The organism is Nocardia sp. NPDC051787, assembly GCF_040681325.1.
GTDB lineage: Bacteria > Actinomycetota > Actinomycetes > Mycobacteriales > Mycobacteriaceae > Nocardia.
Window position 1 is genome coordinate 278,112 of record NZ_JBFAYO010000003.1, and the last position, 23,326, is coordinate 301,437.

At 67.1% G+C, this 23,326-nt stretch carries 20 protein-coding genes and 1 pseudogene; 12 read left to right on the forward strand and 9 right to left on the reverse strand.

Annotation, left to right across the window (positions count from 1 at the left end):
• Positions 1–45: 45 nt before the first annotated feature.
• The 4 genes from AB0M45_RS04965 to AB0M45_RS04980 all read right to left on the reverse strand — a co-directional run bounded on the left by AB0M45_RS04965 (position 46) and on the right by AB0M45_RS04980 (position 3,799).
• The gene (locus AB0M45_RS04965) at positions 46–357 is read right to left on the reverse strand and encodes a PE domain-containing protein (RefSeq protein ID WP_364322948.1); all 312 of its coding nucleotides are present in this window, start codon (positions 355–357) and stop codon (positions 46–48) included.
• A 164-nt stretch (positions 358–521) separates the two neighbouring features.
• A complete protein-coding gene (locus tag AB0M45_RS04970) occupies positions 522–872 on the reverse strand; it encodes a metallopeptidase family protein (protein ID WP_364322949.1) in 351 nt (116 codons plus the stop codon).
• Between the two features lie 11 nt (positions 873–883).
• Positions 884–2,023: a septum formation family protein gene (locus tag AB0M45_RS04975; RefSeq protein ID WP_364322952.1), complete on the reverse strand. Its 1,140-nt coding sequence runs from the start codon at positions 2,021–2,023 to the stop codon at positions 884–886.
• A 75-nt stretch (positions 2,024–2,098) separates the two neighbouring features.
• Positions 2,099–3,799 (reverse strand): aldehyde dehydrogenase family protein, encoded by a 1,701-nt coding sequence (locus AB0M45_RS04980; RefSeq protein WP_364322955.1) that lies wholly within the window; start codon positions 3,797–3,799, stop codon positions 2,099–2,101.
• Between the two features lie 92 nt (positions 3,800–3,891).
• Between AB0M45_RS04980 and serS the strand changes: the two genes are divergently transcribed.
• From serS to AB0M45_RS05010, 6 genes are all read left to right on the forward strand, one after another.
• Positions 3,892–5,154, forward strand: a complete 1,263-nt coding sequence (gene serS / locus AB0M45_RS04985; protein WP_364322958.1) for a serine--tRNA ligase — start codon at positions 3,892–3,894, stop codon at positions 5,152–5,154.
• Positions 5,155–5,323: 169 nt separating this feature from the next.
• Positions 5,324–7,117, forward strand: a complete 1,794-nt coding sequence (locus tag AB0M45_RS04990; RefSeq protein ID WP_364323096.1) for a bifunctional diguanylate cyclase/phosphodiesterase — start codon at positions 5,324–5,326, stop codon at positions 7,115–7,117.
• Between the two features lie 177 nt (positions 7,118–7,294).
• On the forward strand, positions 7,295–8,899 hold the full coding sequence (locus AB0M45_RS04995; protein ID WP_364322961.1) for an MFS transporter: 1,605 nt from the start codon (positions 7,295–7,297) through the stop codon (positions 8,897–8,899).
• Positions 8,900–8,990: 91 nt separating this feature from the next.
• Positions 8,991–9,947, forward strand: coding sequence for a DMT family transporter (locus tag AB0M45_RS05000; RefSeq protein WP_364322963.1), 957 nt, complete (start codon positions 8,991–8,993; stop codon positions 9,945–9,947).
• 55 nt (positions 9,948–10,002) lie between these two features.
• Positions 10,003–11,034 carry a MauE/DoxX family redox-associated membrane protein gene (locus AB0M45_RS05005; RefSeq protein ID WP_364322965.1) on the forward strand — a complete coding sequence of 344 codons (1,032 nt, stop codon included), beginning with the start codon at positions 10,003–10,005 and terminating at the stop codon, positions 11,032–11,034.
• A gap of 168 nt (positions 11,035–11,202) precedes the next feature.
• Positions 11,203–11,538, forward strand: a complete 336-nt coding sequence (locus AB0M45_RS05010) for a calmodulin (RefSeq protein ID WP_364322967.1) — start codon at positions 11,203–11,205, stop codon at positions 11,536–11,538.
• Positions 11,539–11,598: 60 nt separating this feature from the next.
• On the opposite strand, the gene AB0M45_RS05015 is transcribed toward AB0M45_RS05010, so the two are convergent.
• Positions 11,599–13,137 carry a Rieske 2Fe-2S domain-containing protein gene (locus AB0M45_RS05015; RefSeq protein ID WP_364322969.1) on the reverse strand — a complete coding sequence of 513 codons (1,539 nt, stop codon included), beginning with the start codon at positions 13,135–13,137 and terminating at the stop codon, positions 11,599–11,601.
• Positions 13,138–13,178: 41 nt separating this feature from the next.
• The gene (locus tag AB0M45_RS05020; RefSeq protein WP_364322971.1) at positions 13,179–14,120 is read right to left on the reverse strand and encodes a hypothetical protein; all 942 of its coding nucleotides are present in this window, start codon (positions 14,118–14,120) and stop codon (positions 13,179–13,181) included.
• A gap of 120 nt (positions 14,121–14,240) precedes the next feature.
• Here AB0M45_RS05020 and AB0M45_RS05025 point away from each other — a divergent pair, with 120 nt between their 5' ends.
• From AB0M45_RS05025 to AB0M45_RS05040, 4 genes are all read left to right on the forward strand, one after another.
• Positions 14,241–14,990, forward strand: coding sequence for a lysophospholipid acyltransferase family protein (locus AB0M45_RS05025; RefSeq protein WP_364322973.1), 750 nt, complete (start codon positions 14,241–14,243; stop codon positions 14,988–14,990).
• Between the two features lie 11 nt (positions 14,991–15,001).
• Positions 15,002–15,763, forward strand: a complete 762-nt coding sequence (locus tag AB0M45_RS05030; protein ID WP_364322975.1) for a lysophospholipid acyltransferase family protein — start codon at positions 15,002–15,004, stop codon at positions 15,761–15,763.
• 143 nt (positions 15,764–15,906) lie between these two features.
• Positions 15,907–16,140 carry a hypothetical protein gene (locus AB0M45_RS05035; protein ID WP_364322977.1) on the forward strand — a complete coding sequence of 78 codons (234 nt, stop codon included), beginning with the start codon at positions 15,907–15,909 and terminating at the stop codon, positions 16,138–16,140.
• A 99-nt stretch (positions 16,141–16,239) separates the two neighbouring features.
• Positions 16,240–16,599 (forward strand): hypothetical protein, encoded by a 360-nt coding sequence (locus AB0M45_RS05040; protein ID WP_364322979.1) that lies wholly within the window; start codon positions 16,240–16,242, stop codon positions 16,597–16,599.
• 24 nt (positions 16,600–16,623) lie between these two features.
• Here AB0M45_RS05040 and AB0M45_RS05045 read toward each other — a convergent pair.
• Together AB0M45_RS05045 and AB0M45_RS05050 are read right to left on the reverse strand one after the other, a co-directional pair.
• A pseudogene (locus AB0M45_RS05045) lies at positions 16,624–17,759 on the reverse strand (NUDIX domain-containing protein).
• An 802-nt stretch (positions 17,760–18,561) separates the two neighbouring features.
• Positions 18,562–19,389 carry a helix-turn-helix domain-containing protein gene (locus AB0M45_RS05050; RefSeq protein WP_364323098.1) on the reverse strand — a complete coding sequence of 276 codons (828 nt, stop codon included), beginning with the start codon at positions 19,387–19,389 and terminating at the stop codon, positions 18,562–18,564.
• 94 nt (positions 19,390–19,483) lie between these two features.
• Between AB0M45_RS05050 and AB0M45_RS05055 the strand changes: the two genes are divergently transcribed.
• A complete protein-coding gene (locus AB0M45_RS05055) occupies positions 19,484–20,353 on the forward strand; it encodes an NAD(P)H-binding protein (protein WP_364322981.1) in 870 nt (289 codons plus the stop codon).
• A 110-nt stretch (positions 20,354–20,463) separates the two neighbouring features.
• Positions 20,464–20,793: a hypothetical protein gene (locus AB0M45_RS05060; RefSeq protein WP_364322983.1), complete on the forward strand. Its 330-nt coding sequence runs from the start codon at positions 20,464–20,466 to the stop codon at positions 20,791–20,793.
• Positions 20,794–21,059: 266 nt separating this feature from the next.
• Here the strand turns inward: AB0M45_RS05060 and AB0M45_RS05065 are convergent, their stop codons facing one another.
• Positions 21,060–23,309, reverse strand: coding sequence for a heavy metal translocating P-type ATPase (locus AB0M45_RS05065; protein ID WP_364322985.1), 2,250 nt, complete (start codon positions 23,307–23,309; stop codon positions 21,060–21,062).
• Positions 23,310–23,326: the final 17 nt, after the last annotated feature.

The window sequence follows — 23,326 nt, forward strand, 5'->3', positions numbered from 1 at the left end:
GACTACTCCCCTGAATGAATGTTGCTGATGGTCTCGGTGGCGGATCTACACCTGGAAGGCGCTGATGCCCGCGGCACGCACCACGTCACCCGCGACGTGCTGGGCCAACTGCATGCGCAGCGTTGCAGCGGCGTGGTGGCATTCCAGAATCGCCTGCGCGACCGCGCGGTCGTGGGACATCGCCCCTTGGTTGAAGTGGCTGGCGCTGACGAACGAGACTTCCTCAGCGCCAGAAGGCAATACGTGTGTCGCGGGCGCGGTGATCGCCGCGGCGGCGGCCAGCCGTTCGGCGACGAGGTCGAGCTCGGCCGCGGCGGCGAGAATGGCTTCGGGTGCGATCAGTACATGTCCAACCATGACTCGACTCCTTCTAGTGGCTGTGGGGCGGAACCACGAGAATTCCCCCTTCGAGTGATAGGACGCGACAGCAACGCGATCGGTTCCATCGAATCCCCAACGTTTCGATCTCCCTGCCGATTACACACCCATGGCTGTGGGTACGCAATACGACTCGGTCGAATTCAGCCCCATCCCAGCTGATGTAGACGGTCTTCGTCAATCCCGAAATAGTGTGCGATCTCATGGATCACGGTGATCGCCACCTCTTCCACCACCTCGGCCTCGTCGGCGCAGAGCTCGAGAATGGGCTCGCGGTAGATCGTCACCGTGTCGGGAAGCGCTCCGCCGTAATGACTGTCGCGTTCGGTGAGCGCGATGCCGTGATACAGCCCGAGCAGATGTGGATCCTCCGGATTGCGCGGCTCGATCAGCACGACCACGTTGTCGATCGCGCGGGTCAGCTCGGGTGGGATGAGATCCAGTGCGTCGCCGACCAATTCCTCGAACCGGTCGTCGGACATCGAGACGGGCATCTGGGATCGGGTTACCTCGGCCGTGGCTGCGGTGGCAGCGGCGCGGCGCCGGGCAGCGGTACGGGCGTGGAGCGTCCGTTGTTCGGCGGCGGCACCGGAGCCTGGCCGTTGATCAGGATGTCGCCCTTGGCCGAACCGGTGATCGGTGCGAAACCTTCCTGGTCGGCCCCCTTGCCGATCATGCAGTCCAGCTTGCGGCTGCCCGCCATCCAGCTGCGAGCGTCGATGTAGTCGAAGAACAGCGTCAGCGTCTTGTTCCGGATGACGTCCGGTCCGCCCAGGTAGTCCGTCGAGGTGCGGGTGCACTCCTCCTCGACGAACTTGTCCTGCTCCTCCTTCGGCGGCGGGCCGCCGGTGAAGTGCGGACCGAGGTCGACGGTGGAGACGATCTCCACGGCGTGCGGCTGCGCGCAGTCCACCGGATCGGTGGGCAGATTCTGGTTGATACCGAGGCACACGCCGGCCTCGTACACCCGGGACTGGTCGTGCTCGGTGGCGCTGCCGACCGAGGGCGGTGTGCCGACGCTGGCCGCGACCTGCAGCCCGCAGCGCAGTGTGCGGTCACCGTGGCGCCAGCCGTCCGGGCTGGGATACATCAGCCCGACAATGTACTTGCCGCGCGGATCGAAGCGACCGGACATGTATTTCTGCACGGCGGGGACGCAGTGCTCTTCTTTGAGCTCGGTGAGCCGCAGCGAGTCCGGGAACCGCGAGCCGGGGCCGAACTCCTTGCCCGGATACCTGCTCATGTCGATGTCGGCGGCGACTTCGAACATGTGCTTGCTCGAACAGTTCACCTTGACCAGGTCGGATCGGTCGGGCTTGGTCCAGCTCAGGCAGTCGCCCTTGGCCGCGGTGCCGAACTCCTTGTCCAGTACCGGTTGCAGCGGCGAGCCGGGATTATGCGCCTCGAGGCCCTTCTCGTTGTCGAAGCCGGTCACGAACAGCGTCACCAGGGCCGCGACCACGGCGCCGGCGGCCACCGCGAGCAGACCCCAGCGCAAGGTGGGCGCCGACAGATGCACGTCGCGCAGGTTGCTGTCGGCGAGCGCGGCCTTGGCCGAGTCGAACGAGCGGCGTACCGCGTCGGCGCGCGATGACGCGCCGCGCCTCGGCGCTCGCCGGGATCGGGACACAGGTTCGGAGGACATCGCGGTCCATCATGGCAGTGTCCGTCCCGTGGTGCCACGACCTGGCCCGATCGGCGCGGCAGCCTGTCGCGGGGCTCAGCCGCGCAGCGCCGACAGGAAGACGCCGGGCAGCCTGGCGGGATTCGCGGCGGCGTAGAACTCGGTCAGTCTGCGCCCGGTGGTCGCGGCGGTGGCGTTGTCGACGAACCACGGCGGTTTCGGCGAGAGGGCGAGTTCGCCCCCGAGCAGCGAGCGCGGCGCCGGCCGGAACGGACCGCGCACCACGGTGCGTTCGACGTCGTCGAGCAGCAATGCATTGTGTACCACGCCGATTCCGCTCTGCACGTCGTCCAGGGTGTGGCCGGGGAAGGCGCCCCATGCGGCGCGCGGTGTGAGGAAGGCCAGCCCGGTCCAGGCGTTCACCGCGATCGCGCCATAGCGCAGCCGCTCGATCGCGCGGTGGAAGGCGACGCCGAGCCTGCGGATGGTCGTCGGTGGGGCGATCACGTTCGCGCCGAGCGTACCGGTCAGCTCGGCGTTCGCGAAGTCCACCGCACGTTGCAGGAACTCACCGCCCGCGTAAGGCAGCTCGACCACCCCGAGCACCGGGGAGAAGTACTCGGTGCGCAGCAGCGGGGTGTCGGTGCGCGGCAGCTGGTCGATCAGCACGCGGCCCGCGCCGAGGCGCTCGGCCTGAGGATACGACGCCAGCGCGTCGGCGACGCGCGCATCGCTGCCCGGGTAATACGCCGTTCGCTGCGGCGCCCGCTCGAGGGCGAGGCGCAGCTCGTCGAGGAACTCGTCCTTGCGGTCCCAGTCCGCGCTGAGCACGACCGTCTGCGCTGCCACGCAGTTATAGCCGCCGTTGTGCAGCCGCTGGGTGGCCACGTGCTCGGCCTGGTAGCGCAGGTCGGCGTCGGACCAGGCGCCGGGCACCACGATGGTCGGCGAGACGCCGCCCAGCTCGCTGGTGATCGGTTTGTCCAGCAGCGGCCGGTTGTCCTTCTTCCGCTGCGCACGCTCGGGGCTGGGGCCCCACACGATCGCGTCGTGAGTGTTCGCGCTGCCGGTCATGTGCACATGCGCGACGTCGGGATGGTGCACCAGGTAACCGCCCTGCTCCGCGCCGCCGGTGAGTATCCGCAGCACGCCGAGCTCGAGGAGGGGCTCGAACACCATCTCGAACACCGTGAACAGCGGGTCGGTGATCGGGTTGAGCTTCAGCGCGACCACTCGGTTGTGCGCGTACAGCTCATAGAGCGCGTCCAGCGGCGGGATCGAGGTGATATTGCCCGCGCCGAGCACCGCGCCGATACCGCCGGTCGCGGTCGGATCCAGCTGCGCCAGCCCGGCGCGCCTGCGCGCGGTGTCGGCGTCGACGCCGGGCCGTAGCCAGACCTCGCCGCTGAAGCCGTTGAGCAGCAGCCGGTCGTAGCCGCCGTGCGGAAGGATCGGCACCGCTACCCGGCCGCCCGGCGCCTCCTTCAGCGCGAGGCCGGTGAGCGGGCTGTATCCGGCCTCCAGCACGGCCAGAGTCGCCGACATCGCGGCGGTGGCCTGCAGCAGGGTGAGCGGTCCGGACATCCATTCCTCGCCGGCCAGCGGCGAATCCTCGTCGAGCCCCTTGATGACGCACGCGGCCCGCACCCAGTCCTCGGCGAACCGGCCGGTCCGCGCGTGGATCTCGTCGAGCAGTTCCCGTCGGCGAGGCAGCGGGGTCGCGGCCCAGGCCTCCTCGCCCGCGGTGAGGTCGGCCAGCGCGTTGTCGATAGCGGTGTCGTCGAATGGGGTGCCCACAAGCCCACTATGCGCGCGATCACGCGGCGATGGACCGCATCCTGGGATATCGGCGTGAAACGGCGATGCACCGACCACTAGGCTGGTGGCCCATGATCGACCTCCGATTCCTGCGGGACAACCCCGACGCGGTCCGCGCCTCGCAGCGCGCCCGCGGCGAAGACCCCGCCCTCGTCGACGCGCTGCTCGAGGCGGACGCGGCGCGGCGTGCCGCGGTAGCCACCGCGGACAACCTGCGCGCCGAGCACAAGGCGATGGGCAAGCTGATCGGAAAGGCGAGCAAAGAGGATCGATCCGCGCTGCTCGCGCAGGCGGGCGAGATGTCGGTCAAGGTCAAGGAGGCCGAGGCCGCGCAGAACGCCGCCGACGCCGACCTGGACGCCGCACACCGCGCCATCTCGAACGTCGTGCAGGAAGGCGCTCCCGCGGGCGGCGAGGACGATTACGTCGTGCTGCGAACAATCGGCACGCCACGGGAATTCGACTTCGAGCCGAAAGACCACTTGGAGCTGGGCGAGTCGCTCGGCTTGATCGACACCGAGCGCGGCGCGAAGGTATCGGGCGCCCGGTTCTACTTCCTCACCGGTTACGGTGCGCTGCTGCAACTGGGTCTGCTGCAGTTGGCCGCCCAGCGCGCCGTTGCCAACGGCTTCACCATGATGATCCCACCGGTGCTGGTGCGTCCGGAGATCATGGCAGGCACGGGTTTCCTCGGCCAGCACTCGGCCGAGGTCTACCATCTCGCCGACGACGATCTCTATCTCGTCGGGACGTCGGAGGTGCCGCTGGCGGGCTACCACTCGGACGAGATCCTCGATCTGAGCGCCGGGCCCAAGCGGTATGTCGGCTGGTCGTCGTGTTTCCGCAGGGAGGCGGGCAGCTACGGCAAGGACACCCGCGGCATCATCCGGGTGCACCAGTTCGACAAGGTGGAGATGTTCGTCTTCACCACGCCCGACCAGGCCGACGCCGAACATCAGCGGCTGCTCGGCTGGGAGCAGGAGATGCTCGCGGCCATCGAGGTGCCCTACCGCGTGATCGACGTCGCGGCGGGCGATCTGGGCAGCTCGGCCGCGCGCAAGTTCGACTGCGAGGCGTGGGTGCCCACGCAGCAGACCTATCGGGAACTCACCTCGACCTCGAACTGCACTACCTACCAGGCGCGCCGTCTCGCCGTGCGCTATCGCGACGAGAACGGAAAGCCGCAGATCGCCGCCACTTTGAACGGCACGCTGGCCACCACCCGCTGGATCGTTGCGATACTGGAGAACCATCAGCAAGCCGACGGGTCGGTCCGGGTGCCGTCTGCGCTGGTCCCGTTCGTCGGCACCGAGGTGCTCCGGCCGCCGAAATGACGACGAGCGGATGACATACAGGTGAATAGCTACCGGTTCGCCGTGCCGGATTCCCGGGATGTGGCAACCGGCGGGATTCCTTATGTCTAGGCTATTCATCGTGCGAGGAATCGGGTCTCGCGGCGATACCCGGACTCGGGTGCGGGCCGCATCTGCGCTGGCGACAGCCATGGTCATGGCTCGGACCACCGGGGCGTTCTACGTCATGGGCGGGGTTCTCGGCCTGCTCATCACCGCGATCGCCCCTGGTGAGGAGGGTAATCGGCCTCTGGTCGGCGGGGCGGCGGCGGTAGCGCTGGTGCTCGGTCTCACGCTGCTCGCGTGGGGGCCGCGACTGCCGCATTCGATCCACCACGTCTACGTCGCGATCGCCACGGTGCTGGTGACCATCGCGGTGCACTCGTTCCCGAACACGGTCGGCGCGATCAGCCTCGCGTCCTTCTACGTGTTCGTCGCATGCGACGCCGCACTGTTCTTCGCCTGGTCGCAGGCGGCGGCCCACATCACGTTTGCGTTGGCACTGTGCCTGTGGGTGCTGCCCGCCCGGCCGGTGACTCCCGGGCTGCCGTGGTGGTCGGGCCTGATCCCAGCCGGTGTGACCTTCGGCGTCGGCGTCGTCGTCGGCATCCTGACCAGGATGGCGTCCGAGGCCGACATCGATGTGCTCACCGGCCTGCTCAACCGGCGCGGCTTCGACCGTGCGCTCAACACCGCGATCGAGCAGGCCACCCGGTCCGGGCAGGGACTCGCCTTGGTGCTGGTCGATCTGGACCGCTTCCGGAAGATCAACGATCATCTGGGTCACCGGGCGGGCGACGCCGTCCTGCAGCGGGTGGCCGACACCTGGTCGAAACTCCTCGCCCCCGATCAGCGTCTGGCCCGTTACGGCGGGGATGCGTTCGCGTTATTGCTGCCGAACACCACCGAGCAGGCCGCGATTCTGCTCACCGAACAGCTGCGCGCGGCGGTGACCACCGGCTGTTCGGCGGGTGTGACCTCCTGGCAGCCGGGGGAATCGGGATCGCTGCTGGTCAGCCGCGCCGATGTCGGCCTCTACCGGGCCAAGCAGGCCGGGCGCAACCGGACGGTGCTGGAGTCTTCGCGGCAGCTACCGCTGGCGGTGGAGCTGCGCGAGGCGATCGATCGCGGCGCACTCGACGTGCACTACCAGCCGATCGTCAGCCTGACCGAGGGCGGCGGCAAGGCCGTCGGCGTGGAGGCGCTGCTGCGCTGGTCGTCCAGCGCGCAACCGGACGTCACCACCGAGGGCCTGATCCGGGTCGCCGAGGAATACGATCTCATCTCCGACCTGGACGAGCTGGTGTTGCGCCGGGCCTGCGCGGACGCCGCGCGGCTGCAGGAGACCTTCGCCCAGCTCGACTTGACCCTGAACGTGAACGTCAGCGGACTAGAGCTGGCCGAGGTCGGTTATGCCGACCGCGTGGCAGGCATTCTCGCCAGTACCGGGTGGCCCGCCGATCAGCTCGTGCTCGAGGTGACCGAGAGCGAGTTGGCCGCCGAATCACAGACCGCCATCGCGAATCTGCACACCTTGCGCGAGCGGGGTGTGCGCATCGCCATCGACGATTTCGGCACCGGATACTCCTCGCTCAGCAGGCTGGCCACTTTGCCGAGCGACATCCTCAAGGTCGACCAGTCTTTCGTCGCCGCGATCCGCTCGGACTCACCCGCACCACCGCTGCTCGGCGTGATCGCCGCCCTGTCCAGCGCGCTGGATCTCCAGGTGATCGCCGAGGGCGTGGAGACCGAATACCAGGCCGCGGTGCTCACCGAACTGGGCTTCGCGCTCGCGCAGGGCTACCACTACAGCGACTCGCATCCGGTGTCCGAGCTGATCAGCGACCTCAACGAGAACCAGGGCCGAGTAGGTATCGGCGCCACGGACCGGGAACTGGGCGATGGGGACTCGGTCCACGCCAACGGCTGGGTGCCGCTGCACTGAACCTCCGGACGATACCCGCCTGGGCTTCGGTTAATTCCCTTGACGCCGCATGGCGGTCGTGCGCATGCTGACGGCATGCGTTTGCTCATCTACGCCTATTGATTCGCTGAATCGGCGCGCGCCCGATCGACGGGTAGCGCGCACAATCTCAGCCTGCGCTCGCTGACCGTTCGAGCCGTGCTCTTCAAGAGCATCGGTGAACTGATTCCGCTCTACGCGCTGTATGCCCTGCTATTCGCCGACCACGGGATGAGCACGGGACAGATCTCGCTGCTGTTCGCGATCTGGTCGGCGACGTCGTTCCTGCTCGAGGTGCCCTCCGGGGCGTGGGCCGACACGGTCTCGCGGCGCGGTCTGCTCATGCTGAGCGGTGTGTTGCTGACCGCGGGTTTCGCCATGTGGACGGTGGCGCCCTCGTTCCTGGGCTTCGCCGCCGGATTCGTGCTGTGGGGTACGTCGGGTGCGTTGGCGTCCGGCACGTTCGAGGCGTTGCTCTACGACGACCTCGCCGCCCGCGGCGAATCCGCGGCCTACCCGCGCGTCCTCGGCTACACCCGTGCGGGCGCGGAAGCGGCTGTCGTCGTCGCCATTGTCGCGGCGACTCCGCTCTACCTCTACGGCGGTTACGCGCTGGTCGGCTGGTCCAGCGTCGCGGTAGCGGCCCTGCACACGGTGATCGCGCTGTCGCTGCCCACCGCGCCGAAGGCGGTCTCCACCGCGGACGTCGACGACATGGAAGACGTCGTATCGGAGTCATCCGGAGAAGACCGCGCTGCGCGATCCCGTGATTCAGCCCTCGGCGTCGATACGGTGTCGATCGAGGATGGCGGCACAGCGGATCGTCCGGTCGACTCGGATCTCATGGTGGGCGCGGGTACGCGAGCCGCAGCCGGAGACGCCACCCGCGGAACCGTTGCGGTCGGCACGAGCGATACGGACGATTGCGCTGTACCGGACTCCGTAGCGAGCGGCTGCGCCTCTGACGTCGCTCGGCGAGCCGCGGCGGGCGATGCCCTTCGCGACCGCGGCGTGGCGGTCACCGACGGGGGCTCGGCGAACGATCGCGCCGGCAGCTCGGATCTACCCGTGAACCATTCTGTTTCGGGTGCCGGTGAGCGATATGCCTTGCCGGAAGCCGTGGTCGACCAGCCGCGGCCGTTCGCTCGGTACCTCGACATGCTGAAAGCCGGTATCGGAGAAGCCGTTCGGGTGCGAGCGGTGCGCTATGGCGTGCTGCTGGAGGCGTTGCTGTTCGGCATCACGGCGTTCGACGAGTATTTCGCTCTGCTCGCGCAGCAGGTGGGCGTCTCCACCGCGGTGGTGCCGCTGCTGGTCGGTCTCACCGTGCTCGGTTCGCTGATCGGTTCCGTGCTGGGCGGGCGGACCGAAGGCATGTCGGGCCGGACGATGGGGATCGTGATGGGTATCGCCGGTGTCCTGTTCCTCGGCGGCGCGCTCGTCGCGGGGCTCGCCGCACGGCGGCCCGATGTGATGTATCCGTTGACGATTCTCGGATTCACGGCGATCGGCATCTCCTACGGCATTGTGCACAACGCGGTGGTCGTCGCAGGCGCCCGACTCCAGGACGCCATCGAGGGCCCGGCCCGCGCCACGGTCACCTCGGTGTCCGGCTTGCTGAGCGAGGTGGTCGCGCTCGCGGTCTTCGGTTTCGCCGCCGTGGTGACCATCCGGTACTCGATGTCCACCCTCCTGGCGATGCTAGGCGTCGCCATGCTCGTCATAGCCGCCCTGACCCCCCGCTGGCTCCCGCGTCGCCAGTGAGTGGCACATCACGGAGACCCCCTCTCGCGTTTTGCCACACTCAGGTGCCACTCGCGTTGGTCGGTGAGCTTGCCCCGGTAGCGTGCGGGTTATGACCGTGCGGGTGAGGCTGGGGCTGGTCTTCGGGTTCGGGATCGGTGCCGGTGTCGCGGTGCAGGGGCGGATCAATGGTGCGCTCGGCGCGCGTCTGCACGATGGGGTCGCGGCCGCCACCGTCAGTTTCGGTACGGGGCTCCTCGTGCTCGCCGTGGCCTTCGCGGTCAGTGGGCGGCTGCGCGAGGGTGTGCGGGAGGTGCGGCGGGCGTTGACGGACGGTGGGCTGCGGCCGTGGCAGCTGCTCGGCGGCCTGTGCGGCGCGTTCTTCGTCGCGTGCCAGGGTCTCACTGTCGCGGCCATCGGGGTCACCGCGTTCACCGTGGCCGTCGTCGCGGGCCAACTGCTCAGCAGCCTGATCGTCGACCGTCTCGGTCTCGGCCCGAGTGGACGCACGCCGGTCACCGCGGTGCGTCTGGCCGGTGCGGTACTCGGCATGGTCGCGGTGCTGGTCGCGGGATTCGGTCACGGCCGCACCGCAACCGGTGGTCTCTCCGTGCCCGAAGCACTGCGAGATGCGCCGACCGCGCTGCTGATCGCGCTCCCCGCGCTGGCCGGGATCGGCCTGGCCTGGCAGCAGGCGGTGAACGGCAAGGTCGGCGCCGTCGGTGGCCCCATCTCGGCGGCCCTGGTCAATTTCTGCGTCGGCCTGTTCGCGCTGCTTGTCCTCGCGGCTACCGTGATCGCGACCTCCGGTGGTCCGGCCGAGTTCCCTGCCGAGCCATGGCTCTATCTCGGCGGGTTCATCGGCGTGGCGTTCATTGCTCTGGCGGCCCTGACCGTCCGCTGGATCGGTGTGCTGCTGCTCGGCCTCACCTCGGTGGCAGGGCAACTGCTCTTCGCGCTGGTCCTCGACCTGTTCACCCCGACAACAGCGGGCCTGTCGGCGACCGCGATCGTCGGTTGCGTGCTCACCCTCGTCGCGGTCGGCGTCGCCACTCGATCTCGGTCCTGAAAAGCCCGGTCGAGCCATTCATGTTCGAAGCGCATAAGTGTGGCATGGTGCGCTCATGCTGATCGAATACGCGGTGTGGGTTTCGCGGCTCGCTCTGTGTGCCGTGTTCGGGTTGTCGGCGTGGGGCAAGCTGGCGGATCGGAGTGCGACACGGCAAGCTGTGGCGGACTTCGGGGTGCCGCTGCGCTGGGTGCCCGCCGTGGCATGGGGATTGCCGATCGGCGAGGTGGTGATCACTGTCGCTGCGCTGTTTCCGTGGGTCTCCGGTGTCGCCGCGGTGGCGGCACTGCTGTTGCTGGGCGTGTTCACGGTGGTGATCGCGCGCCTACTGCGGCGCGGTGAGCGGCCTTCGTGCTCGTGCTTCGGAACCGCGAGCGCGGCGCCGATCGGGCCGAAGACACTGGCACGCAACGGCGTTCTCCTGGTGCTCGCCGCTGCGGTCGGTGTGGGTGCGCTGACGCACCCGCGCGTGCCGATGGGCTTGCCCGCCGACGACGCGACCGGTTGTGCGGTGGTTGCCGCGTTGTCCGCGGTTCTGGTGTGGATGGCGGGGCAACTGGGTGTGCTGCGTCGCAGGGTCGATGAGCAGGCACTGTCCACGTTGGGCGCGGAGGGCCTGCCAGCGGGCTCGATCGCGCCGGAGTTCGAACTGCTCGACGCCAGAGGCGGGAAGACCACGTTGGAAGGACTGTTGGTCGGCCAGCGGTCGGTTCTGCTGGTATTCGTGCATCCGGGCTGTGAGCTGTGTGCCGCGCTGGCCAGGGAGCTGCCACGCTGGCATGCGCGCACCAGCGACGCTCTGGCTATCGTGGCGGTCGGAAATGGTGACGCGGCGGAGCAAGCCGCGTGGGGCGTCGAAAACGGGCTGGGCGATATTCCATCGCTTGTACAGCACAGCAACGAAGCGGCCTTGCGCTACCGGGTGCGTGGTACCCCGTCCGCCGTGCTGATCGACCCGGATGGCCGGGTCGCCGCGCCGGTGGCCAGGGGTGCGATCGCTATCCGGGAGCTGATCAGCAGCGTGAAAACCGTGCGCCGCAGTCCAACCCCGGCGCACAATGGGATCCCCGCGGGGGTCTCCCGCTGAGTTTCGGGCCTAGCCCTCTTTTCGCCGCACAGACTGCCCTCTGATCTCCCGCTGCGCTCTTGGCAAATTCATAGCAAATATCCGGACGTGGGCCGATAGGATCGAGTCGCACCGGTGCCGAGTTCGCCATCCATCGACAACACGACCCATCGACAAGAGGGGAAAGTCATGGCGCTCTTCGCATTCACCGACTACTCAGGCAAAGAATTCGTCATCGAGCTGACCAATGAGCAGCGGATCGCCGAGGCCCGTCGCATCCTGTCGGGCGAGGAAGCGATGTCCATCCACGTCATGGGGCGGATCCGGAAGCAGCCTGCGCCCTACAACCCGGGCTGGAGCTTCTTCCTGGACCCGGACACCATCACCTTCTTCACGGTGGCGATCGAGGTCTGCGACGCCAGCATCTCCTACGTCCAGGACCACCTGGACGAGGCATGCGGCGCGTTCCTGCCGGGCTGTATGTGGTGCCCGTGGTCGTCGAGGCTCACCCGCGAGATCAGCTAGTAGCTTCGGTCGCCAAACACCTCCGGCCGACGTGGAAAACGTCGGCTGGAGGTCCGGGGCTCAGCTCAGCTTGCGGGTACGCAGTTCGTGTCCCTTGGACGTCTTGCAGCGCCCGGACTCCAGATCCCACTGCCAGCCGTGCAGGTTGCAGGTGAGCGTGTTGCCGTCCACCACGCCGAACTTCGACAGGTCCGCCTTCAGGTGCGGACAGCGCCGCTGCACTTCCCAGCCGCCGAGTTCGGTGGAGGCGGAATCGTCGTGCGCCTCGGCGAACCAGCCGTCGGCGTAGGCGATCCGCTCGTCGGTGAGGCATTTGAAGAAGGTGTAAAGAAACTCGTTGTACCCGCCGATACGCCAGGCTTGGAAGCGGGTGGACAGGAAGATGGTGTTCACCCAGTCCGGCTCCTGATCGCGCAGCACCGTGCGCACCAGTTCCGGCGCGATGCGGAATCCGTAGCGGTAGCGGCCCTCGCCCTCGATGGGTTCGCGCACCGTGCGCTTGGGGAAGTCCAGCACCACGGTTTCCTCGCCGACCACCAGACCGACCGGGTACCCGATGCCGTCGCAGATCAGGTCGCTCTGCGCCATGATCGGCTCGAACAGCTTCTGCAGCGGTTCCAGCAGCGGGCCATCGCCGGTGGCCCAGGTCGCCTTCTCGGCTTCCAGCACGGGCGCGAGGCGCTGCGCCATCCGCTCGATGTACTCGGCCTTGTTGTCGTAGATCTCGGCGGGGTCGCTCGGATGGGTCAGGGTCAGCTCGGCGCCGCGTACGTCGGCGACCGAGCCAGGAATCATGAGGATCCCGCCCGCGTTGCCGTGGATCTCCATCTGCTCCAGGAACACCTTCTGGTCCGGGAAGATGTTGCCTTCGTCGCCGCGGTCGTCGTTGAGGTAGCGCAGCTCGTCGTCCAGGAACACCGGCGGACCCGCCGAAGGCACCACCCAGGTCGCGCCGACCTGTTCGATGTAGCTGCGGGCCCGGTCCATGCCGCGCTGACGCTTCTGCTTGCCGAAGTTCGACTTGGTGCGGGCCGGGATGTCGTAGACCATCGGGTACCAGATCGCGCCCGAGTATTGCAGCAGGTGGATGTCGACGTGGCCGAACGCGTCGTGCAGCACGTCCATGTCGACCGGGCGGGCGTCGTTCATGTTGAAGCAGGTGGTCTCGCCGTCGGAGACGACCAGCCCGGAGTCGCCGATCGGGCCGTCGGCCGGCGCGCGCAGCGCGATGATCATGATGTCCAGGTCGCCACCCGCGCCGGTCACCGTGTGCTTGACCGAGTCTTCCGTCTCGAAGAACTTGTGGAAGCCCAGGTGCTCCAGTTCTCGCTTCAGGTCCGGCACCGGGTAGTCCGGCAGCAGCACGGTCGCGTCCTTGTTGACGTGCTCGGCCAGCGTCTTCGCGTCGAAATGGTCGCGGTGCAGATGCGAGACATACAGGAAGTCGCATGCCCCCAGCTCATCCCAATCCAGCTGGGTGTTGTCGGGGAACGGGAACCACGAACCGAAGTACGCAGGGTTCACCCAGGGGTCGCAAAGGATCGACCCGGCCGCGGTGCGGATGTGGAATCCGGCGTGTCCGACGCTGGTGATCTGCACTAGCTGCTCCTCCTGCTGTTACCAGCCAACCAGGGTAGTAGTTACGGCGAGACGTTGCCGATGCAGTAGCCGTCCGGACCGGATCGCAGGGTGAAAGTGCGGGTCTGCGTCACACCCGCGGAGTTGGTCACCGGGACGAGCACCGCGACGTAGTCGGTGTTCACCTGCTCCGAGCGGATCTGCTGGTCGGCGAATTCGATGGTCCCGGTCAGCATGCCCTGGTTGCCGGCCAGCGGGGCGGGGATCGGGCGTCCGGTGGCCGTGGGGTCCCAGGTGGCTGGGGACGCCTTGCAGACCAGCGGGTGGGTCCCCTCCTTGTCGGCCGGGTCGAGCGGAGATCCGACGAAGCGGGACAGGTAGCGGCGAACGGTGTGCCTGGCGTCGGCGTCGTTGTAGGTGATGTCCGCGTCCGCCGCGGCGACGCGCGGACAGGCGTAGCCGGTGGCGACCTCGGCGCGGTCGACGGCGACCGTCGTGGTCCTGCTCTGCCAGACGACGGCGTCCGTGGTCGCCGTGCCCGGCTGGGCCAAGGCGGCCAGGATGGACTGCTGGTCGTCGTACATGTCGGCCACGTTCTTCGGCGCGATGGTCCAGCACTTCTCCTGCATCTCGGCGATGCTGTGCGTTGTCAGATCGGCGGCCCAGCGCTGCACCGCGGTCGCCGCGGCGGGCAGTTCCGCGACCGCGCCGACCGGGGGAGCGTCGGCGGACACCGGCGGCAGCGACGGGGTGCTCGGCGCCGCTGTCGCCGGGACGGCGGCGGGCGGCGTCGTGCGCGGGGCCGCCTGTGGTTCGCTCTCGTCCGGGATGCCGGCGACGGAATCGCAGCCGGTCAGCAGAACCGCCGCGAGTAGAGCGAAGCCGACTACGCCGGCCCGACGCTGGGGCGAGGAGGTCGAGCGGCCCCTGTTCGCTAATGCCCGAATCCGATCGCGTGCTGAGCTGTGGTCGTATTCCCGCGGTACCGGTCGGGCGCGTTCCACTTCGACGATCCTCTTCTCTAAGGGCGTGCGGTTGGGGCTGCTCAGGCGTCCTCGATCCGGTGCCGCATGCGACGGCGAGCACTGCCGGAGGGGACGATCAGCGACTACGCTAGCGGACTTGTGGAACCCGTCTATCGGACGATCATCGGGCTGGCCCGTACCGTCTTCTTTCTCGAAGGTCTGAAGTTCACCGTCAAGGGCGATGAACATATCCCCGCGCGGGGTGGCGCCGTGTTGGCGGTAAACCACACCGGCTACATGGACTTCACCTACGCGGGCCTGCCGGTGCGCACCCCGAAGCGGTACATCCGGTTCATGGCCAAGAAGGAGGTCTTCGACGATAAGATCTCCGGCCCGATCATGCGGGCGCTCGAGCACATTCCGGTGGACCGTTCAGCAGGCGCCGAGTCCTACCAGGCCGCGGTGGAATATCTGCGCCGCGGCGAGCTCGTCGGCGTGTATCCGGAGGCGACCATCAGCCGCAGCTTCGAGATCAAGGAATTCAAATCGGGCGCGGCACGCATGGCCATCGAAGCGGAGGTGCCGATCATCCCGATCGTCATCTGGGGTGCGCAGCGGGTGTGGACCAAGGGTTTCCCGAAGCGGCTCGGCCGCACCAACATGCCCATCTCGATCGCGGTCGGTGCACCGATCCAGCCGTTCGAGCCCGCCGCCGAACTCACCGCCGAGCTGCGCTCGACCATGCAGGAGATGCTGCTCGACCTGCAGCAGGACTACGTACACGAGCCCGGCGCGTATTGGGTGCCCGCCCGGCTCGGCGGCAGCGCTCCTACCCTGGAAGAGGCGGACGCGATGGACGCCGCCGAGGCGGAGGAGAAGGCCGCTCGCAAGAACGCGGCGGAGCAGTAGCGGGAGTTGCGATGGCGCGGGAACCGGTTTACGACATTCTCACCGGCCTGGCCCGCATCATTTTCCTGGCGCAGGGCCTGCGCATCGATATCGAAGGCCAAGAGCACATTCCCCGTTCCGGCGGCGGGGTGCTCGCCGTCAACCACACGGCCTATCTGGACTTCATGGAAGTCGGGCTGGTCGGGCGCAAGTCCGGCCGCAACGTCCGATTCATGATGAAGGCCGAACTCGAACACGGCATCATCGGTTTCCTCATGAAGCACTGCAAGGCGATCGGCGTCGATCGCACCGCGGGCGCGGAGTCGTACGCCCGCGCGGTGACAGCACTGCGGGACGGCGAACTGGTCGTGGTCTATCCCGAGGCAACGATCAGCCGCAGTTTCGAGCTGAAGGAATTCAAGTCCGGCGCGGCCCGCATGTCCATCGAAGCCGACGTCCCGATCATTCCGCTGATCATCTGGGGCGCGCACCGCATCTGGACCAAGGACATCCCGAAACAACTGGGCCGCCACAACTTCCCGATCCACATCCGCATCGGCGTCCCGATCCCGCCCGCCGAACCAGCGGACGCACTCACCGCCACCATGCGCACCCGCATGAACGAACTGCTGGAAGACGCCCAGCGTAACTACCCGATGCCCGAGGGCGCCCGCTGGGTCCCCGTGCGGCTCGGCGGCACCGCACCTACTCTCGAGCAGGCGCTTGTCCTGGAAAAGGAGGAAATGGCCAGGCGCCGAGCCAAGGCCGCCGGTCGTACTCCACCCCAGGCCTAGCTGTCCTCGTCGGTTCGACTGCCAGGCTTCTAGACGGAAGCAAGTCTCGGTCGCAGCAACCTTTCAGGTACGACTTTTCAGCAGATCATGAGTGCGCGCGAACGGTACATGAGCCATCATGAGGATGGTCGAATCATCGGCGCGTGGGACGGAGCAGTGAAGTGGAGCAAGCCACGGTATATCGCTGGAACATCCGCAACGGCACCGGTGTGCTGACTCGCCCGGCCGGTCCACCTGCGTGGTTCCATCTGTCCAGCGTCGTGGAGGGGGATGCGCTTGCCTTGCAAGAGGGGGACCGGGTCGACGCTGAAATCGAAGATGTACCACAGGGGGAATACGAATGCAGGGCAGTATCCGTGCGCAGGCACATCGAGTAGCCACTGTCTTTGCCGTACTCACGGCGATCGTCGTGGCCATGCTCGCTTCGGTGCCCAACGCCACAGCAGAACCCGCCGGTGTCTATCACTACTATCCGAATGACACTCGCTAACCGCTACGACGGAATACACGGCAGCTTCACCGGTGACGTGATCTACGCCAGCCAAAACCCTAACGGCGGAAACAGGCTGCTCTGGTCGCTGAAAGTCTCGACGTCAGTGCAGGCACTCGTGCAAGGCCCAATGACGTGCGGCGCCATCGTTGATGGCAAGCGCGGCTACAGCGACTTCCATCCCAGCGTCCCCGCAGACTACTGGTGGCACTCTGCTGTCACAGACCTTCAACTCGACGCCACCTATCGGCTTCGCGCGCGGTGCGAATTCACCGCCACAAACGGGCATACCACCGCGCCCGGCAACGTCCAATACAGCGTCGAGTTCATCCTGCATTCGACATAGGGCAGCGCGATGGCATCCGCCGCTCTATCTGATTACGGGATATCTTCCCGAACGCCAATCATTTACGCGGCGCCGGATGCTGTCGACCATCGCCAGCGACTCGACCTCGGTGAGGGTGAACCATGCAACTTCGTGGGACTCGTCCGAGACGCTGAGATTTCCGCCGACCGGCTTTCCGAGGAGGCAGATCGAGAATTCTTGCCTGACCTCCCCGCCATCGTATGCGAAGACATGGCGGGGGTTCGTGTATGTGCCGATGATACCGGTAATGTGGATATCTATACCGGTCTCTTCTTTGGTTTCACGGATGCCACACTCGGCGAGTGATTCCCCCATTCCATCTTGCCGCCCGGCAATGCCCACATGCCGTTATCGGTTCTGCGTTGTAGCAGGATTTGTCCGGCCTCATTCACGACCACCACGGATGCCGCTGGTACCAGGCTATTGGGCTGCGGTGCGTTCGGGTCGTTCTCGTAGTCACGTCGTCCCATGCTGCCCATACTCCCAGATGCTGACTCCCCGCGCAGGTTGACATGGCCTGTATCGAATCTTGCTTCTATATTGTCGATCCCTCGCAGGTTCTGTAGTTCGCATCCGTTCGCGGCTTTACGTCTAAGGGTATTTCCAAAATTCGCGTGTTCCAGCCAGAGGAAGTAATTGGTGTACCCGGAGAAAGTGAGTTCATGTCTGGCATTGGAAATCAGCATACGCCATAATGACGCCGGAGCTGCCGAGCGATAAGGGAATACTTGAACGATTTCACGGTCAGGTCCGGTTTTGAGTGTCAATCGTACTGCTGAAGGCCACAACCCAGCATCCTCTGCTCCTGGGGATTTGCATACCATCCATCGGTGACGTGCATGAGGTGTGCGCGTGGGGTTCGACACCCACCGATGAACTGTCTTGATATCGACTTCACATTTTTCGGCGAGTTTCTGTTCTGTCACACCGGCTTTCGCCATCGCTTGCCGCAGCGCTTCGTTCACCGTACTACCTGCCGATGGCAGGGAACAGACACGAACCTTAACGCGTGCAAACGTCCCAAACGTCCTGGAAACGTAGTTGGAATGGCCCCGCGCCTGGTCGACGCTGGGATCGCGCCCGGTAGGGGAGCTCAAAACCCTGCCCGTCCACTCCCGTCTTGGTGACGCTCTCTCCATCGGGGCCGGGTGCACTTCAACCGACTTGCGATGTGAGCGTGGGGGTTACGGATGGAAGCTTGTGGGGATACACCGGTGTCGCAGTGCCTGTTCTATCGGCAGGAGTGCGATCTGCCCGCGGTGGTCGACCCGCCCGAGAGCGGCCGGATCGTAGTGCGTGCCGGGTATGTGTGGGCGATGCCGATGCCTACTCGGCTGGGGCAGGCGGTGAAAGCGCACCTACAGAGTCGAGGAGGTCCGCTGGGACCTATTGTCGGACATCCGCGTTCGGGGCGGTGGACCTTCCTGATCAGGCCTGATCTGCCGGATGATGTGCGGCTGTTCGCCGAGTTATTCCGGCTGGACGTGTCGATCGCGCGGGCCGGAGCGACTATCGCGCTGCCGTCTCCCACCGCGTCGGTCGGCGCGATCCGCTGTTGGATAGTTCCGCCTCGCAATAGCTTTCGCCCATCGGGGCAAGTCGTGGTCGATGCGATTCGGGCGTGGGCAGACCAGATTCCACCCAATCGCCGGGCTCGAGGGTGATGCCGTATGCCGGATGACGAAATCTCCACGGTGGGATCGGGTGTGATGAGCGGCGATTCGTCCCCGAATCCGTCGGAGCCGGATGTGCGCCTGAGTGTGTTCTGGCATGGGCTTCGGCTGGAGTTCGCGGCGTGCTGCACAGCGGCGATGATGTTCGCGCAGGAGTGGCGGCGTGCTCATTACCCCGATGCGGTGGAGATCCTGCCCGATGGGGCTGAGGGTCTGCCTCGGCTGCCTTGTGAACGGTTGTATATGGAGCCTGTCGATCTTCCGGCCGTTACTGGGGCGGAGCGTCTCCGGAACGAACAGGGCCGCCGCAGGGGGTAGCGGCCGGTACTTCTCCCCGGAGGTAGAAGGTGGGTGGAACGCCCATCAGACTGCGGAAGTCGGCCGTCATGTGGGATTGGTCGTAGTAGCCGGTGGTGACCGCGATGTCGGCCCAGGGGGTGTCACTGGCCTGGGCCAGGACTTTGCGAACTCGGTTTATGCGTGCGAAATGCTTGGGCGAGACGCCGATTCCGCTGGTGAACAGGTTACGGAGTTGGCGTTCGCTCACTGCGAGTCGCGCGGCGAGCTCGGGGACGGGAACGGGGTCGTCGTCGGCGATGGCGGCTACCGCTGTGGCGAGCAGGCGGCGGTGGGCACGGTGGGCCGGATCGTCGGCGGCACGGCGTGGCAGCTGATCCTCGAGATAGGGAACAACTTCGTCGGGCGAGAGTTCGACCAGCTCGGTGGCGAGGTGGGCGGCGGGGCCGGGCAGGTCCTCCAAACGCACGATTCGATCGGTGAGGTCTACAGCCGGGACGCCGAGCAACGAGCGGATGGCCCCGGGTGCCAGGCGCAGGCGCACGCAGCCCGCCGGCTTGTTCGCCCGCGAGTAGATCGCTTTGGTCTGCGGCCCGACCACGAGCGCGTCGCGCGGACCGTTGTGCTCGGCGCGCAGCACGATCGTGGTCGAGGTCTGCGGAACGTGCGCGAACGGTTCGGACAGGTCGACGACGGTCGGGATCCGACCGAGTTCGGCCAGCCACGGTCGCAGCGACTCCGGCGCGGGCTCGGACGATTCGACCAGGTCGGCCGTCACGACGGGCGGCGGGCGCAGCATAGTGGTCACCGCATCCACTGTAGGCAGTGCACGCCCCGCCGGGTGTGCCGAAATTTCCTAGAAGACCTGCGCCGACACGCGGCACGGTGGTCCCATGATCGTGATCACCGGTGCCACGGGCACTATCGGGAGTGAAATCGTCCGTCAGCTTGCCGACCGGGACATGTCGGTTCGCGCCGTCACCAGGGAACCGAGTCGCGCCGAAGTGCCTGCGGGCGTCGAGGTAGTGCGGGGTGACTACACCGACCTCGCATCTATGCGGTCGGCCATGGACGGCGCGGAGGCCGCGTTCATCGTCGGCGTGCTCGGCCCGGAATATGTGGACGCCGACCGCGCCCTGATCACCACGGCGCGCGAGGCGGGGATCGGCCGCATCGTCAAGCTTTCGGCCATCGGTACCGGCGAGACGGTGCTCGGCCGTGTAGGCACTTGGCATTTGCCCGGTGAGCAGGCGGCACGAGAGAGCGGTGTCGACTGGACCATCCTGCGCCCCAGTTCCTTTGCCTCCAACACATTGAGCTGGGCCGGGGCCATTCGTGCCGGGAAGCCCGTGACCAACCTGACCGGTTCTGGCGCGCAGGGCGTCATCGATCCCCGCGACGTCTCCGCGGTCGCCGTCGAAGCGCTCGTTTCCACCGAGCATGCTGGCAAGATCTACACCCTTACCGGCCCGGAGCTGCGCACTACCCATGACCTGGCCGAAACCTTGGCCGATGTCGCCGGGCACTCGGTGGAGGTCGTCGACATCGCGGAATCCGAAGCGCGGGAGTACATGCTCGCGTCCGGCCTGTCCGCCGAATTCGCCGACGGGGCGCTGGCAGGCCAGGCCTACGTGCGTGCCGGACACAACGCGATCGTCACCGATGACGTGCGGCGCATCCTCGGTCGCGCCCGCACCTACGCCGAGTGGGCCGCCGATCATGCGAGCGCGTTCGTGGCGGACGCGAGCGTGGCAGCCCATTGACCTTCATGTGATTGGCGTCACATAGAATTGCCGAACGGTGGACGCTGGGCAAGGGTGGCATGACTGCCAGGGTGGCTACACGGAAAGGGATTCGGATGCGTCGTCGGGTCATGTCTGTCTTGGTCGCGCTGACGGCGGGAGGGTCGGCCGCGGCGTTCGGCGGCGCGAGCGCGTCCGCGGTGGCGCTGAACCCGTTCCCCGGCGGCACCGAGGTCTACTTCGACCACGCCGAGTCCACCGCGATCGCGAATCTGAACCTCGGACCTGCGCTGAGCCAGGTGGCGGTCGCCTGGTCGCCGCAAGCCAAAGCGACACTGGGAGCAGGGATCACCGAGCACGCCCAGTGGGCCAGCGAGTCTCCGACCGGCGCGGTTTCGATCGAGGTGTACGGCATGTTCATCCAACCCTCGCTCGTTACGGTCACCACGATCCGCGGCTGAGTTCCTCTTCCGTTTTCGGATTCGGCTGCGCGGGGGTAGTCTCGCCCATGGCGTTATGCGCATGCATTACCGGAACGTTCACCACTCGCGCGTAGGGCTCGGTGTGCGGCGGCGAGCACGCATACGGCGACGCACCGGGCTACCGCTCGTGCCGCCGGATGCCGCAGCACACGCGCCGTGCTGCCGCTGAACGTCGACATGAAGACCTCCTGGCGTATACCCGGACGGGACGGCACTGCGTGTGCCGTCCCGTCCGGTGTTTGCGTTTATCGTGCCGTTGAGCGGAAGCTGCGCAGCCGCAGGCTGTTGCTGACCACGAAGACCGAGGAGAACGCCATCGCGGCTCCGGCGAGCATCGGGTTCAGCAAGCCGGCCATGGCCAGTGGGATCGCGGCCACGTTGTAGGCGAACGCCCAGAACAGGTTGCCCTTGATGGTCGCGAGGGTCCGGCGTGAGAGGCGGATCGCGTCCGCCGCTGCCCGCAGGTCGCCGCGGACCAGGGTCAGATCGCTGGCTTCGATGGCCACGTCGGTGCCGGTGCCCATGGCCAGACCGAGGTCGGCTTGGGCCAGCGCCGCGGCGTCGTTCACGCCGTCGCCCACCATGGCGACCACCTTGCCCTCGGCTTGCAACCGCTTGACGGTGTCCACCTTGTCTCGCGGCAGCACGTCGGCGATCACCTCGTCGATGCCCACCTGCGCGGCGATCGCTTCCGCGGCGGCCTGGTTGTCGCCGGTCAGCATGATCGGGGTGAGGCCCAGGGCGCGCAGCTGGGAAATCGCTTCGGCGGAGGTCGGTTTCACCGCGTCGGCGACTACGAGAACACCGCGGGCGGTGCCGTCCCAGCCCACCGCGACAGCGGTCTTGCCCTCGGACTCGGCCGCGCGCATCGCCTCCGTCAGGTCGTCGTCCAGGTGCTGGGACCAGTCGGCGAGCAGCCGGGCCCGGCCGACCACCACGGCGTGACTGTCCACCACTCCCTGCACGCCCAGTCCCTCGACATTCGCGAAACCTTCGACGGGCTTCAGCTCGCCCACCCGCTCGCGGGCGCCCTTGGCGATCGCCTGCGCAATCGGGTGCTCGGACGAATCCTCCAGCGCTCCAGCCAGTTCCAGAATCCGCGAGACCTGCTCGCCCTCGGCGGGGATGACCTCGAGCAGGGTCATCCGGCCCGAGGTGACGGTGCCGGTCTTGTCCAGCACCACCGTGTCCACCCGCCGAGTCGATTCCAGCACCTCGGGGCCTTTGATCAGGATGCCCAGCTGTGCGCCGCGTCCGGTGCCGACCATCAGAGCGGTCGGTGTGGCCAGCCCGAGCGCGCACGGGCAAGCGATGATCAGCACGGCCACCGCGGCGGTGAACGCGGCCGCCACCGATCCGCCGGTGCCGAGCCAGAATCCGAGCGTCGCGACCGACAGCGCGATCACGATCGGCACGAAGATGCCGGAGATCCGATCGGCCAAGCGCTGGGCTCGGGCCTTGCCGGTCTGGGCGTCTTCGACCAGCTTCGCCATCTGCGCGAGCTGGGTATCGGATCCGATCCGGGTAGCGCGTACGACGATCCGGCCGCCGACGTTCACGGTCGCGCCGACCACGGCCTCGCCGGGACCGACTTCCACCGGCACCGACTCGCCGGTGAGCATCGAGGCGTCGACAGCCGAGGAACCCTCCACCACGATGCCGTCGGTGGCGATCTTCTCGCCGGGCCGCACCACGAACCGGTCACCGACCGTCAGCTGCTCCACCGGGATACGCTGCTCGGTTCCGCCGCGGAGAACCGAGACTTCCTTGGCCCCCAATTCGAGCAGGGCACGCAGCGCCGCGCCCGCCCGCCGCTTGGCGCGCGCCTCGAAGAAGCGCCCGGCCAGGATGAACGTGGTGACACCGGCCGCGGCCTCCAGGTAGATGCTGCCGGTGCCGTCGATGCGGGAGATGGTGAACTCGAACGGGTGGGTCATCCCCGGAGTTCCCGCGGTGCCCCAGAACAGCGCGTACACCGACCAGCCCAGCGCCGCAAGCGTCCCCATAGAGATCAGGGTGTCCATGGTCGCGGTGGCGTGGCGCAGGTTGGTCCACGCGGCACGGTGGAACGGCAGCGCGCCCCACACCACGACCGGCGCGGCGAGGGTCAGCGAGAGCCACTGCCAATTGGTGAACTGCAACGCCGGGATCATCGCCATGGCGATCACCGGCACCGACAGCACCAACGACACCAGCAAGCGGGTCCGCAGCGCGGCAGCCGGGTCTTCCTCGGCGGGCGCGGGTTCCTCCGGTTTCGGAGGGGCGGGCAGGGCCGCGGTGTAACCGGCCTGCTCGACGGTGGCGATCAGGTCGTCCGGCGAAATGTCACCGGTGACTTCGACGCGCGCCTTCTCGGTGGCGTAGTTCACCGTCGCGGTGACGCCGTCGAGCTTGTTCAGCTTCTTTTCGATGCGAGCGGCGCAGGACGCGCAGGTCATGCCACCGATCACCAGCTCGACCTGCCCGGAAGGCGGTGGTTGTGTCGCGGTGGTCATCGTGGGTGCTCCGTTCT

What these genes read in the sequence shown, in the direction of transcription:
- AB0M45_RS04990 (WP_364323096.1), top strand. Translation starts at nt 5,324, where the DNA reads ATGGTCATGGCTCGGACCACCGGGGCGTTCTACGTCATGGGCGGGGTT.
- AB0M45_RS05050 (WP_364323098.1), bottom strand. Translation starts at nt 19,389, where the DNA reads ATGCTGCGCCCGCCGCCCGTCGTGACGGCCGACCTGGTCGAATCGTCC.
- AB0M45_RS05010 (WP_364322967.1), top strand. Translation starts at nt 11,203, where the DNA reads ATGGCGCTCTTCGCATTCACCGACTACTCAGGCAAAGAATTCGTCATC.
- AB0M45_RS04965 (WP_364322948.1), bottom strand. Translation starts at nt 357, where the DNA reads ATGGTTGGACATGTACTGATCGCACCCGAAGCCATTCTCGCCGCCGCG.
- serS (WP_364322958.1), top strand. Translation starts at nt 3,892, where the DNA reads ATGATCGACCTCCGATTCCTGCGGGACAACCCCGACGCGGTCCGCGCC.
- AB0M45_RS05005 (WP_364322965.1), top strand. Translation starts at nt 10,003, where the DNA reads ATGCTGATCGAATACGCGGTGTGGGTTTCGCGGCTCGCTCTGTGTGCC.
- AB0M45_RS04975 (WP_364322952.1), bottom strand. Translation starts at nt 2,023, where the DNA reads ATGTCCTCCGAACCTGTGTCCCGATCCCGGCGAGCGCCGAGGCGCGGC.
- AB0M45_RS05065 (WP_364322985.1), bottom strand. Translation starts at nt 23,309, where the DNA reads ATGACCACCGCGACACAACCACCGCCTTCCGGGCAGGTCGAGCTGGTG.
- AB0M45_RS05055 (WP_364322981.1), top strand. Translation starts at nt 19,484, where the DNA reads ATGATCGTGATCACCGGTGCCACGGGCACTATCGGGAGTGAAATCGTC.
- AB0M45_RS05060 (WP_364322983.1), top strand. Translation starts at nt 20,464, where the DNA reads ATGTCTGTCTTGGTCGCGCTGACGGCGGGAGGGTCGGCCGCGGCGTTC.
- AB0M45_RS05040 (WP_364322979.1), top strand. Translation starts at nt 16,240, where the DNA reads ATGACACTCGCTAACCGCTACGACGGAATACACGGCAGCTTCACCGGT.
- AB0M45_RS05030 (WP_364322975.1), top strand. Translation starts at nt 15,002, where the DNA reads ATGGCGCGGGAACCGGTTTACGACATTCTCACCGGCCTGGCCCGCATC.
- AB0M45_RS05000 (WP_364322963.1), top strand. Translation starts at nt 8,991, where the DNA reads ATGACCGTGCGGGTGAGGCTGGGGCTGGTCTTCGGGTTCGGGATCGGT.
- AB0M45_RS04970 (WP_364322949.1), bottom strand. Translation starts at nt 872, where the DNA reads ATGCCCGTCTCGATGTCCGACGACCGGTTCGAGGAATTGGTCGGCGAC.